This window comes from Burkholderia sp. Bp9015 (assembly GCF_003853505.1).
In the GTDB taxonomy this organism is placed as follows: Bacteria; Pseudomonadota; Gammaproteobacteria; order Burkholderiales; family Burkholderiaceae; genus Burkholderia.
The window spans coordinates 1-11,561 of sequence record NZ_QTPZ01000054.1; the positions used below are offsets into that span (position 1 = coordinate 1).

Consider the following 11,561-nt stretch of genomic DNA (forward strand, 5'->3'; position numbering starts at 1 on the left):
CAGCCGCGCGGGCTTCCAGCGCCAGCCGAGCACGACGAGCGCCGGCACGGTGCCGATCATCACCGCCTTGTCGTAGTAATTCATGTGTTCGTTGTAATGCACGAACGCATAGCCCGCGCCGACCACGAGTGCCAGTGCGAACAGCCAGTCGATGACCGACAGGCGCGCGAGGAACGGACGGTCGTCGAACAACGGCGCCGGATTCGGGGCCTGAACCGGCCCCGAACGGGAAGAGGAAACTTGCGTGAGATCCATGATGTTACCGGGTGGAATTCTCGGAATCGCCGCCGGCAGGCGGACGGGCAGTCGCTGCCGCACCGGCGGGCGCGGCGTCGCGCGGTGCGGCGCGCAAGGCGGCGCCGGCCGCGTCGCGCGTCTGCACGAATTCTTTTTCGAAATCGAAGGTCTTGCGGGCCGTGGACATCGCCATCACCACATCGACGCCCGAACCGGCATCCTTGAGCCAGAACCAGAGGCGCCGCTCGCGCACGTAGAACATCGAGAAGATGCCGGCGACCAGCAGCAGGCTGCCAAGATACACCAGATTCTTGCCGGGTGCGCGCGTCAACTGAAATACCGAAGCTTGCACCTGCTTGAAGGAGTCAAGCTGCAAATAGACCGGCGATCCATACAAGAAGCTGTCCGATAGCGCATTGATCGCGTTCTGCACGAAGCGGATCGTGTCGGCGCCCTGTTGGGCAGCCGGCTCGCCGGCGCGCTCGCGCGCGATCTGCCAGACCTCCCACATCGAACCCTCGAGCATGCGCAGCAGCAGGCTCGCCGCCTTCTCCTGCTCGGCCTTCGGCACCGAACGATCGATGAAGGTCGCCACCGCCTGGAAGCCGCCGACCGGCTGGCCGTCGGCGCCGCGGCCGATGCTGTCGTCGCTCGCCGCAAAAAGGGTCAGCACTTTGAACGCGCTGTCCTGCAGGCGGCCACGCAGCGACGCTTCGGTCGTCGGCAGCGAACGCTGCGCGAAGCGCGCGGCGGCGTCGGCACGCACGGCTGGATCCTCGAGCGCGGCGCGCAGGCGCATCCATTCGCCGATCGAATCCTGGCTGTCGGCCGGAATCCGCATGTAGCGGAACGGATCGTTCGGGCTCGCGCGCACGCCGGCGAGGAACACGCGCGTGCCGCCCATGTCGACGGGCAGCATGTAGTTATTGAATTCGCGCGCCTGGCCGTCCTTGCCGCGAATCTTGTATTGCACCGACGGGCCGATGTTGTGGAGCTGCACCGGCTTCGACGTCTTCGCGCCCGAACCGAGCCGCTCGTCGAACGCTTCCTTCAGCGACGCCGTCTTCGCGACGCCGCGCACGTCCGGCTTGCCGTTCGCGTCGGCCATGTTCTCGACGTTGATCGCGCGGAAGTCGGAGAACTCGATCGTGTCGCCGTCGCTGCCCGGCATCTGCAGCGGCGCCGTGCTGCCGATCGTGCCCTTCACCGCGAAGGTCTTCGCGTTGCCGCCCGTCATCGGGTAGGCCGTCATCTCCATCTGCGAGCCGCCGTCCTGGAAGCTCGACTGGTAGATCGACACGCCCTTGTACGTGAACGGCTTGTTGACCTCGACGCGCGCCGGGATCTTCTGGCCCGTCTCGCGATCGATCACGACGATGTCGCTCGCGAACAGCTTCGGCATCCCGGTCGTGTAGTAGTCGACGATGAACTTGTTGAGCTGGATCGAGAACGGCAGGTCCTGGATCAGCGAGCCGCTCGGCTGGTTCAGGATCGCGGTCGACACGAACTGGCCTTCCGGCACCCACGCGTAGCCGCGGAACGTCGGGTTCGACACGGACAGCCGGTGGTCGGGCGAGATTTCGCTGATCGTCGCGCTCGTGTTGACCGGGCTCTTGCCGAACATCCACATCTGGAATTTGATCGGCAGGTTGCTGTCCAGCAGGCCGCCGATACAGATCACGACGATCGCAAGGTGCGCGGAGATGTAGCCCCACTTCGTCAGCGCGCCGCGCTTCGCGGAAATCAGCGTCGCGCCGTCGGTTTCACGCACGACGTGCTTGTAGCCGGCCTTGGTGACGAACGTGGCGAGCGTGGCCGCGACGGTCGCGCGCGTGCCGGACGCCGAGTATTCGGCCTTGTGGTGGAACGCGCGCAGGCTGCCTTCGCGGACCTTGTCCTTCCAGCTCTTCGCATCGGCAAGCATCTTCGGCGCATTGCGGATCACGCACAGCGAGATCGACACGACGAGGAAGATCAGGATCAGCATGAACCACCAGGCGCTGTACACGTTGTACAGGCCCAGCGAGCGGAAGATGTCCGCCCAGAACGGCCCGAACTGGTTCACGTAGTTCGGATACGGATCGTCCTGCGTCAGGACCGTGCCGACGATGCTCGCGATCGACAGCACTACCAGCAGCGCGATCGCGAAGCGCATCGAGCTCAGCAGCTCGATCGCGCGCCTGGACGCACTTTGACCCGACTTCGACTGCAACCCCGACGTGGTAACGCTCATTCAAACTCCGACTAAGGGGAAACAGCCCCTACGCTCACTATGTTCGCTGCCCCAAGGGGGCGGTCAGCACGCTGGGGACGACCCGGCGAGTGCCGACAAAAAAGGGCGAGGCAACCGCAATCACGCGGCGCCCCACCCTTTTTCTTGTTCTGACGCCGGCCGCCCTTCGGGCGCCCGGTCATTCCATTCGCGACCGTCCGGTCAACGCAGGCCCGCGATGTAATCCGCGACGGCCTTGATCTCGTTGTCCGACAGACGCGCTGCGATCTGATGCATCGCCTCGTTGTTGTTGCGCGCGCCGACACCCTGCTGGAACGCGGTCAACTGGGCAACCGTGTAATCGGCCCATTGCCCCGACAGACGCGGGTACTGGACCGGAATGCCCTGCCCCGTCGGCCCGTGGCAGCTCGCGCAGGCGGGTACACCCTTTTCCGCGATGCCGCCGCGATAGATCTTCTGGCCGATCGGCACGGTCGCCGCGTCGCGTGCGGTGCCGAGCTTCGTCGTCTGCGATCCGTAATACGCAGCGACGTTGCGCATGTCGTCCGCGCTCAACGCGCTCGCGAACCCGACCATCACCGGATTGGTCCGCGCCGGCCCCTTCGCGCCCGGCTGGGCCTTGAAGTCGTTCAACTGCTTGACCAGATAGTCGGGATGCTGGCCGGCCAGCTTCGGGAAACTGCCCGACGCGCTGTTGCCGTCCGCGCCGTGACACGACGCGCAAACTTGCCCGGCAATCGCCTTGCCGCGGTCCAGATCCGGCTTTGCCGCATCCGCCGCATTTGCCTCCGCTACGAAACCTACGAACCCTGCTGCAACCTGAAGCACCATCAGAGACTTGCACAGTCGATTCATTCGCACACCCTGTTTCGTCTTGTGGGAATTTGAGGTTCTGCAAAAAACGACGTCGACCAGTCTACCGCAGAAGCTGCATAAAAGCGCGAGGCAGGCGCCCGCAGCCCTTCGGCAAAACCGCCGTATTGTACAATATCGCGCTGAAAGCTCCCGCGCCTATCGGGGCTACCCCGCCTCCACCAAGCGGCTCGCGCCGCCCCGTCCCACCGGTTTCCCCCATGGCCTTTTTGCTCCACCAAGCCCGCTTCTACACGACCGTCAACCATCTGCGCGACCTGCCGCCGACGGTACAACCGGAAATCGCGTTCGCGGGCCGCTCGAATGCCGGCAAATCGACGGCGATCAACGTGCTGTGCAACCAGAAGCGGCTTGCCTTCGCGTCGAAGACGCCCGGCCGCACCCAGCACATCAACTACTTCTCCGTCGGCCCGGCCGCCGAGCCCGTCGCGAACCTCGTCGACCTGCCCGGCTACGGCTACGCGGAAGTGCCGGGGGCCGCGAAGGCCCACTGGGAAATGCTGCTGTCGTCCTACCTCGCGACGCGTTCGCAGCTGTGCGGCCTGATCCTGATGATGGATTCGCGCCGCCCGTTGACCGACCTCGATCGCCGGATGATCGAGTGGTTCGCGCCGACCGGCAAGCCGATCCACACGCTGCTGACGAAGTGCGACAAATTGACGCGGCAAGAAAGCATCAACGCGCTGCGCAACACGCAGAAGGGACTCGACGCGTACCGTGACCAGGGCGTGAAGGGCAAGCTGACGGTCCAGCTGTTCTCGGCGCTGAAGCGCACGGGGCTCGACGAGGCCCATGAACTGATCGAGAGCTGGGTGCGGCCGTCCGTCGCCGACGAAAAAAGCGAGCCTGTAGCACAATGAGCGGGCAACGCGCGGCCGGGACCGGCCGTGCGCACCTGACGGCACCTGCGGATTCGGCCGGCTCATAAAAAAACCCGCCGTTGAACGGCGGGTCAAACAGCCTAATCGAATAACGACAGGCACCCGCTCAGGGAGGAGAAGCGGGGAGCGGCACGCGACGCGTGCCGCTCGATCGCTATCATATACCAACGCTCTCGAAAATGACCTAAGGGTTCCGTAAGGTTCTTACTACCCTGATTTCTGCCCAATCGCCATGAGCTTCCATCCGCTTCACCGTCCGCGCCGGATGCGCCGCGACGACTTCTCCCGGCGCCTGATGCGCGAAAACCGCCTGACCACCGACGACCTGATCTATCCGGTGTTCGTCGTGGACGGCACCAACGAACGCCAGAGCGTCCCGTCGATGCCCGGCGTCGAGCGCGTGTCGGTCGATCTGCTGATGCATGTCGCCGAGCAGTGCGTCGAACTCGGCGTGCCCGTGCTGTCGCTGTTCCCGGCCATCGAGCCGTCGCTGAAGACGCCTGACGGCCGCGAAGCGGCAAATCCGGAAGGCCTGATCCCGCGCGCGGTGCGCGAACTGAAGAAGCGCTTCCCCGAACTCGGCGTGCTGACCGACGTCGCGCTCGACCCGTACACGAGCCACGGCCAGGACGGCGTGCTCGACGAGAACGGCTACGTGATCAACGACGACACGATCGAGATCCTGGTCGACCAGGCGCGTGCGCAGGCCGAAGCCGGCGTCGACATCGTCGCGCCGTCGGACATGATGGACGGCCGCATCGGCGCGGTCCGTGAAATGCTGGAAAGCGACGGTCACATCCATACGCGCATCATGGCCTATTCGGCCAAGTTCGCGTCGGCGTTCTACGGCCCGTTCCGCGATGCGGTCGGCTCGGCGTCCAATCTGGGCAAGGGCAACAAGATGACCTACCAGATGGATCCGGCGAACAGCGACGAAGCGCTGCGCGAAGTGCGCCTCGACATCGACGAAGGCGCCGACATGGTGATGGTCAAGCCCGGCATGCCGTATCTCGACATCGTGCGCCGCGTGAAGGACGAGTTCCGCTTCCCGACCTACGTGTACCAGGTGAGCGGCGAATACGCGATGCTGAAGGCCGCCGCGATGAACGGCTGGCTCGATCACGACAAGGTAGTGCTCGAATCGCTGCTCGCGTTCAAGCGCGCAGGCGCCGACGGCGTGCTCACGTACTTCGCGCTCGATGCCGCGCGTCTGCTGAAAGCGCAGCGCTGAGCCGCGCGCCGGCCGGCACAAGGAAAAACGGCGGGACACTTCGGTGTCCCGCCGTTTTTTTTGCACCGTCCGGTCGGCGCAGCGGGCCGCCCGTGCGCCGACGAGCGCGCGTCACACCGTCGGTACCGCCGCGCGATCGAGGCTGCGCAGGAACGTCTCGGCCGCCTGATAACCAACCACACGGCCGATTTCGTTGCCGTTGCGATCGAAGAAGATGATGCCCGGCGGCCCGAACAGGTTGAAGCGCTTGAGCAGCGCCTGGTCGTCCGGATTGTTCGCGGTGACGTCGGCACGCACCAGGTGAAGCTGCGCGAGCCGCGCCTGCACGCGCGAATCGGTGAACGTCAGATGCTCCATCTCCTTGCAGCTCACGCACCAGTCGGCGTAGAAGTCGAGCATCACGGGCTGACCCGACGTCTTCAGCAGCGCATCGAGCTCGCGACTGGAGCGCACCGACGCGAACGCGGGCCCCTGCCCTCCGGTCGCCGCACCGGCTGCCGACGCATCGCCCGACGCAACCGTGCGCGCCGCGAGCACGGCCAGCGGCTTCACGGGGTCGTTGGAGCCCGCCGCAAGACCGACGAGCAGCGTTGCAGCCCAGATCGCAAGCGCAGCACCGAGGCCGCGACCGAGACGGCGCCAGATCGATGCGGCGCCGGCATGCGGCGTAAACAGGCCAAGCGCCGCAGCCGCGACGAGCAGCCACAATGCGGCGAGCACCATCTTCAGAGCACCCGCGAGCACCGGCCACACGATCCACAGCGCGGCGGCAAGCAGCACGATGCCGAAGAACACCTTCACGCCGTCCATCCATGCGCCCGCGCGCGGCAGCACCGTACCTGCACCGATGCCGACGACGAGCAGCGGCACGCCGAGCCCCAACCCCATAGCGAACAGCGCAGCGCCGCCGAGCAGCGCATTGCCGGTGTGCGCGATGAACGCGAGCACCGCAAACAGCGGCGCCGTCATGCATGCGCCGACGACCAGCGCCGACAACGCCCCCATCGCGGCGACCGCGACGAAGTGGCCGCCCCGGCGCGCGCTCGAGGCTTCCGCCGCGCCGTTCTGCCAGCGCTCGGGCAGCGCGATGTCCTTGCCGGAAATCAGCGATACGGCGAATGCGGTGAGCAGCACGCCGAATGCACCGAGCACCCACGGGTTCTGCAGCCATGCGCCCAGGCTCTGGCCGACCAGCGCCGCCGCGATGCCCAGCACCGTATAGACGAGCGCCATGCCGACCACGTACGTCAGCGACAGCGCGAAACCGCGTGCGTGCGTCGCGCGCGTGCCCTGGCCGATGATGATCGCGGACACGATCGGAATCATCGGATACGAGCAGGGCAGGAGACTCAGCACGACGCCGGCGACGAAATACAGTGCGACGATGGTGAAGAAACCGTGCCCCTCGAGCAGCGACTGCGCGAAATCCGCGCTCGTGACCTTGTCGAACCAGCTGCCCGAAGCCGCCGTGCGATCGACCGGCGCGGCCGCGCCCAGCGCAGCGCCGTCGACCTTCACGACGTGCTCCGCAGGCGGATAGCAGATTCCTTCGTCGGCGCATCCTTGCGACGTCACAGCGAGCTCGAACGGCCCCGCCGCCTGCTTGACCGGAACATGAATCACGACCTCGTCGCGATAGGTCTCGACTTCCTTCTGGAACGTCTGGTCGAACTTCACATGGCCGGCCGGGAATTGCGGATCGCCGAGCGTCGCCTGCCCGCCCTTCACCGCGAACGCGAACCGCTCGCGGTACAGGTAATAGCCGCTGGCAACCTTGAAACGGACGTCCACCTGCCCCGGCGATTCGCTCGCGCTGAACTTGAATGCGACCGACGGATCGAGAAAATCGTCGGCCGCGCGCGCGACCGACAGGCCGCCCAGCACGAACATGAACGACATCAGGACTGCGAGGAACCGCAGCGCGCGCACGCGCACGGAAAGCGCCATACCGTTAAACATGAAATAGACGTTGAGTTTCGCTGGTCACCCACTGGCCGTACGCGGCCGTGGCCGTCCCCTGCCACGAGACGATTTCCGGCGTCTCGTACGGATGATGCGCGAGAATAAATCGCTCCAGTTCGAGCGAGCGGACGGGGCTCGTCTTGAACAGCAACTGGATCTCGTCGGCCGTCTCGACCTTGCCCTGCCAGTGATAGCGCGACTTGATCGCACCGAGCTCCGACACGCACGCGGCAAGCCGCGCGTCGAGCGCGCCGTCAGCGAGCGCCGCGGCCGTCACCGCATCCGGCACCGTCGTCAGCATCAATACCACCACCATACGCGCCCTCCTGACTGGCCTTTACCGGCTTCCGCCGCCACGAATCGCCCCATCGAGGGGCCCGCGCCAATAACTGCATATCGTAGCGCAGCCCGCGCGGCACTGCCGGCACCGGCCTGCGACAATCGATCGCAGCCGAGGCGCCGCCAAAAACAAAAAGGGCCAAGCAATTGCTCGGCCCTTTCGGATCCTGCTGCGTACCGGAAGCTTACTCGGCTTCTTGCACGTTTTCCGTTTCGTCGACTTCCGGACGATCGAGCAGCTCGACCAGTGCCATCGGTGCGTTGTCGCCGACGCGGAAGCCGAACTTCAGCACGCGCAGGTAGCCGCCCGGACGGTTCGCGAAACGCGGACCGAGCACGTCGAACAGCTTCGCCACCGAGTCACGATCGCGCAGGCGGTTGAACGCCAGGCGACGGTTTGCCAGCGACGGCTTCTTGCCGAGCGTGATCAGCGGCTCGACGACTTTACGGAGTTCCTTCGCCTTCGGCAGCGTCGTCTTGATGACTTCGTGCTCGATCAGCGAGTTGGACATGTTACGGAGCATAGCCAGACGGTGGCTGCTCGTGCGGTTCAGTTTCCGCAGACCATGACGATGGCGCATTTCAGTTTCCTTGATTCAAAGTTTTGATCCAGCTCTTCTATCGCACCTCTGGGGTGCACGGGCCGGTAGAGAAAAAAGCAAGATGCGGATTTTAAAGGAAAATCCGCATCTTTGCCAACTACTGCTACAGCCGGGCTACAACCGGGCTTACTTGTCGAGACCAGCCGGCGGCCAGTTTTCGAGCTTCATGCCCAGCGTGAGACCGCGCGAAGCGAGCACTTCCTTGATCTCGTTGAGCGACTTGCGACCGAGGTTCGGCGTCTTCAGCAGCTCGTTTTCCGTGCGCTGGATCAGGTCGCCGATGTAGTAGATGTTCTCGGCCTTCAGGCAGTTCGCCGAACGAACCGTCAGCTCGAGATCGTCCACCGGACGCAGCAGGATCGGATCGATCTGCGGTGCGCGCGACGGTGCTTCGGCAGCCGTTTCCGTGCCTTCCAGTGCCGCGAACACGGACAGCTGGTCGACCAGGATGCGGGCCGATTGACGGATCGCCTCTTCCGGGGTGATCACGCCGCTCGTCTCGATGTTCATCACGAGCTTGTCGAGGTCGGTACGCTGCTCGACACGTGCGCTTTCAACGGCGTAGCTCACGCGGCGAACCGGCGAGAACGATGCGTCGAGGACGATGCGGCCGATGATCTTGGCCGTGTCTTCGCCGTAGCGACGGACGTTGCCGGGCACATAGCCGCGACCCTTTTCGATCTTGATCTGAACGTCGAGCTTGCCGCCCTTCGACAGGTGTGCGATCACGTGATTCGGGTTGATGACTTCGCAATCGTGCGCCAGCTCGATATCGCCGGCCGTGACGACGCCTTCGCCTTCCTTGCGCAGGGTCACCGTCACTTCGTCACGGTTGTGCAGCTTGAACACCACACCCTTCAGGTTCAGCAGCAGGTTGACGACGTCCTCTTGCACGCCGTCAAGCGTCGAATACTCGTGCACCACGCCAGCGATCGTGACTTCGGTCGGCGCGTAGCCAACCATCGACGACAGCAGCACGCGGCGAAGCGCATTGCCCAAGGTGTGGCCGTAACCGCGTTCGAACGGTTCCATGACCACCCTCGCGTGGTTCTCGCCCAGCGATTCCACGGCGATGATCTTGGGTTTCAGCAAACTGGTTTGCATGGGCTTTCCTTTTCAATACCCTCGGCTCGTTACACCGATAAGGCTGACCGGTAACAACCAGAAAATAAACAGCCGAGGCCCCTCCTTGCATAACGCAATCGGGGTACCTCGGCCGTCAATCGGATTAACGCGAATACAATTCGACGATCAGGCTTTCGTTGATGTCGCCTGCGATTTCAGCGCGTTCCGGCATTTGCTTGAACGTGCCTTCGAACTTCTTCGCATCGACTGCAACCCAGCTCGGCATGCCGCCTTGCTCGGCCAGCGACAGCGCTTCGACGATACGCGCCTGCTTCTTCGCCTTTTCGCGGATCGCGACGACGTCACCCGCCTTCACTTGCTGCGACGGCACGTTCGCGACGACGCCGTTCACCGTGATCGACTTGTGGCTCACCAGCTGACGCGCTTCAGCGCGGGTCGAGCCGAAGCCCATGCGATACACGACGTTGTCGAGACGCGACTCGAGCAGTTGCAGCAGGTTTTCACCCGTGTTGCCCTTGCGGCGGTCGGCTTCAGCGAAGTAGCGGCGGAACTGACGCTCCAGGACGCCGTAAATACGCTTGACCTTCTGCTTTTCGCGCAGCTGCGTACCATAGTCGGACGTACGTGCGCCCGAGGTACGGCCGTGCTGACCCGGCTTGCTGTCAAGCTTGCACTTGTCGGCGAGCGAGCGGCGCGCGCTCTTCAGGAACAGGTCGGTGCCTTCACGGCGGGACAGCTTGGCCTTAGGGCCGATATAACGTGCCACTTTGCATTCCTTTATCAATCAGTCACGCGGACCGGAATCCGCGCTAGTTCGCGCCCTTTGGGGCGAACGGTGGGCTTAGTCAATCAAAAAAGCAACGCCCGTCGACGCTACGCGGCGACAGGCAAATGCGCCAGCACGAACGTGCCAGCAGCATTCTTAGATACGACGGCGCTTCGGCGGACGGCAGCCGTTGTGCGGAATCGGGGTGACGTCCGAAATCGCGGTGATCTTGATGCCGAGGCCATGCAGTGCACGCACTGCCGACTCACGACCCGGGCCCGGGCCCTTGATCCGCACTTCCAGATTCTTCACGCCATATTCCATCGCCACGCGACCGGCCGACTCAGCAGCAACCTGAGCAGCGAACGGCGTCGACTTGCGCGAGCCCTTGAAGCCCTGGCCGCCCGACGTCGCCCATGCCAGTGCATTGCCCTGGCGATCGGTGATCGTGATGATCGTGTTGTTGAACGACGCGTGAACGTGAACCACGCCTTCAGCGACGTTCTTCTTAACCTTCTTGCGAACGCGTTGCGCCGCGGTGTTCGAAGCCTTAGCCATTACGTTTTCCTGTAACTGTCAGTTCCGCTTACTTCTTCAGCGCTTGCGCTGCACGACGCGGACCCTTGCGGGTACGTGCGTTCGTACGCGTACGCTGACCGCGCATCGGCAGGCCCTTGCGATGACGAACGCCACGGTAGCAACCGAGGTCCATCAGGCGCTTGATGTTCATCGTCACTTCACGGCGCAGATCGCCTTCGACGATGAACTTGCCCACTTCTTCACGCAGCTTTTCGAGGTCTGCGTCGGTCAGGTCCTTGACCTTCTTCGAGAATTCCACGCCAGCTGCCGTGCAGATGCTGCGCGAGCGCGTGCGGCCGATACCGAAGATTGCCGTCAGGCCGATCTCGGTATGCTGGTGATTCGGGATGTTAACCCCTGCGATACGAGCCATTGTTTTTCCTCAAACAAAAAGCGCAAACAAACGCGCGGTCAGCCTTGGCGCTGCTTGTGGCGCGGATCCGAGCTGCAGATCACGCGAACGACGCCTTTGCGCTTGATGATCTTGCAATTGCGGCAAATGCGCTTAACCGATGCCATCACTTTCATGATAATACCCTTTTTTCAAATCACTTCGCCCGGAACACGATCCGCGCACGAGACAGATCGTAAGGCGTCAATTCAACCGTCACCTTGTCGCCCGGCAGGATGCGGATGTAGTGCATCCGCATCTTCCCGGAGATATGCCCCAACACGACATGGCCGTTTTCCAGCTTCACGCGGAAGGTCGCATTCGGGAGGTTTTCGATCACCTCACCTTGCATCTGGATTACATCGTCTTTGGCCATAGTCC

Annotated in this window: 13 protein-coding genes and 1 pseudogene; 2 read left to right on the forward strand and 12 right to left on the reverse strand. The window is 63.8% G+C overall.

Annotated elements, in window-relative coordinates; genetic code table 11:
- From DIE12_RS35170 to DIE12_RS35180, 3 genes and pseudogenes are all read right to left on the reverse strand, one after another.
- Positions 1-255 (reverse strand): annotated as a pseudogene (locus tag DIE12_RS35170) (c-type cytochrome biogenesis protein CcsB); the annotation flags it as partial.
- Between the two features lie 4 nt (positions 256-259).
- Positions 260-2,470 carry a cytochrome c biogenesis protein ResB gene (locus DIE12_RS35175; protein ID WP_044848921.1) on the reverse strand — a complete coding sequence of 737 codons (2,211 nt, stop codon included), beginning with the start codon at positions 2,468-2,470 and terminating at the stop codon, positions 260-262.
- 201 nt (positions 2,471-2,671) lie between these two features.
- Positions 2,672-3,325, reverse strand: coding sequence for a cytochrome c (locus tag DIE12_RS35180; protein WP_044848922.1), 654 nt, complete (start codon positions 3,323-3,325; stop codon positions 2,672-2,674).
- A gap of 218 nt (positions 3,326-3,543) precedes the next feature.
- On the opposite strand from DIE12_RS35180, the gene yihA reads away from it, so the two are divergent.
- Together yihA and hemB are read left to right on the forward strand one after the other, a co-directional pair.
- The gene (gene yihA, locus DIE12_RS35185; protein WP_044848923.1) at positions 3,544-4,203 is read left to right on the forward strand and encodes a ribosome biogenesis GTP-binding protein YihA/YsxC; all 660 of its coding nucleotides are present in this window, start codon (positions 3,544-3,546) and stop codon (positions 4,201-4,203) included.
- Positions 4,204-4,456: 253 nt separating this feature from the next.
- Positions 4,457-5,455, forward strand: coding sequence for a porphobilinogen synthase (hemB, locus tag DIE12_RS35190; RefSeq protein ID WP_121860787.1), 999 nt, complete (start codon positions 4,457-4,459; stop codon positions 5,453-5,455).
- 111 nt (positions 5,456-5,566) lie between these two features.
- Here the strand turns inward: hemB and dsbD are convergent, their stop codons facing one another.
- From dsbD to infA, 9 genes are all read right to left on the reverse strand, one after another.
- Positions 5,567-7,414, reverse strand: a complete 1,848-nt coding sequence (gene dsbD / locus DIE12_RS35195) for a protein-disulfide reductase DsbD (RefSeq protein WP_124523861.1) — start codon at positions 7,412-7,414, stop codon at positions 5,567-5,569.
- Complete coding sequence (gene cutA / locus DIE12_RS35200; protein ID WP_124489450.1) at positions 7,407-7,733, reverse strand: divalent-cation tolerance protein CutA; 327 nt, start codon at positions 7,731-7,733, stop codon at positions 7,407-7,409. The genes dsbD and cutA overlap by 8 nt, the downstream gene beginning before the upstream one ends.
- 208 nt (positions 7,734-7,941) lie before the next feature.
- Positions 7,942-8,337: a 50S ribosomal protein L17 gene (gene rplQ / locus DIE12_RS35205; RefSeq protein WP_006477175.1), complete on the reverse strand. Its 396-nt coding sequence runs from the start codon at positions 8,335-8,337 to the stop codon at positions 7,942-7,944.
- Between the two features lie 147 nt (positions 8,338-8,484).
- The gene (locus DIE12_RS35210) at positions 8,485-9,462 is read right to left on the reverse strand and encodes a DNA-directed RNA polymerase subunit alpha (RefSeq protein ID WP_006477176.1); all 978 of its coding nucleotides are present in this window, start codon (positions 9,460-9,462) and stop codon (positions 8,485-8,487) included.
- Positions 9,463-9,586: 124 nt separating this feature from the next.
- A complete protein-coding gene (gene rpsD / locus DIE12_RS35215; RefSeq protein ID WP_006477177.1) occupies positions 9,587-10,210 on the reverse strand; it encodes a 30S ribosomal protein S4 in 624 nt (207 codons plus the stop codon).
- 156 nt (positions 10,211-10,366) lie between these two features.
- Positions 10,367-10,768, reverse strand: coding sequence for a 30S ribosomal protein S11 (gene rpsK / locus DIE12_RS35220; protein ID WP_004197937.1), 402 nt, complete (start codon positions 10,766-10,768; stop codon positions 10,367-10,369).
- Positions 10,769-10,796: 28 nt separating this feature from the next.
- Positions 10,797-11,162, reverse strand: coding sequence for a 30S ribosomal protein S13 (rpsM, locus tag DIE12_RS35225; RefSeq protein WP_039323572.1), 366 nt, complete (start codon positions 11,160-11,162; stop codon positions 10,797-10,799).
- A 38-nt stretch (positions 11,163-11,200) separates the two neighbouring features.
- Positions 11,201-11,317, reverse strand: coding sequence for a 50S ribosomal protein L36 (rpmJ, locus tag DIE12_RS35230; protein ID WP_004199844.1), 117 nt, complete (start codon positions 11,315-11,317; stop codon positions 11,201-11,203).
- 20 nt (positions 11,318-11,337) lie between these two features.
- Positions 11,338-11,556 (reverse strand): translation initiation factor IF-1, encoded by a 219-nt coding sequence (gene infA / locus DIE12_RS35235; RefSeq protein WP_004521905.1) that lies wholly within the window; start codon positions 11,554-11,556, stop codon positions 11,338-11,340.
- Positions 11,557-11,561: the final 5 nt, after the last annotated feature.

Excerpts from the sequence above, each read along its gene's own strand:
- DIE12_RS35175 (WP_044848921.1), bottom strand. The coding sequence starts at position 2,470 with ATGAGCGTTACCACGTCGGGGTTGCAGTCGAAGTCGGGTCAAAGTGCG.
- DIE12_RS35180 (WP_044848922.1), bottom strand. The coding sequence starts at position 3,325 with ATGAATCGACTGTGCAAGTCTCTGATGGTGCTTCAGGTTGCAGCAGGG.
- yihA (WP_044848923.1), top strand. The coding sequence starts at position 3,544 with ATGGCCTTTTTGCTCCACCAAGCCCGCTTCTACACGACCGTCAACCAT.
- hemB (WP_121860787.1), top strand. The coding sequence starts at position 4,457 with ATGAGCTTCCATCCGCTTCACCGTCCGCGCCGGATGCGCCGCGACGAC.
- dsbD (WP_124523861.1), bottom strand. The coding sequence starts at position 7,414 with ATGTTTAACGGTATGGCGCTTTCCGTGCGCGTGCGCGCGCTGCGGTTC.
- cutA (WP_124489450.1), bottom strand. The coding sequence starts at position 7,733 with ATGGTGGTGGTATTGATGCTGACGACGGTGCCGGATGCGGTGACGGCC.
- rplQ (WP_006477175.1), bottom strand. The coding sequence starts at position 8,337 with ATGCGCCATCGTCATGGTCTGCGGAAACTGAACCGCACGAGCAGCCAC.
- DIE12_RS35210 (WP_006477176.1), bottom strand. The coding sequence starts at position 9,462 with ATGCAAACCAGTTTGCTGAAACCCAAGATCATCGCCGTGGAATCGCTG.
- rpsK (WP_004197937.1), bottom strand. The coding sequence starts at position 10,768 with ATGGCTAAGGCTTCGAACACCGCGGCGCAACGCGTTCGCAAGAAGGTT.
- rpsM (WP_039323572.1), bottom strand. The coding sequence starts at position 11,162 with ATGGCTCGTATCGCAGGGGTTAACATCCCGAATCACCAGCATACCGAG.
- rpmJ (WP_004199844.1), bottom strand. The coding sequence starts at position 11,317 with ATGAAAGTGATGGCATCGGTTAAGCGCATTTGCCGCAATTGCAAGATC.
- infA (WP_004521905.1), bottom strand. The coding sequence starts at position 11,556 with ATGGCCAAAGACGATGTAATCCAGATGCAAGGTGAGGTGATCGAAAAC.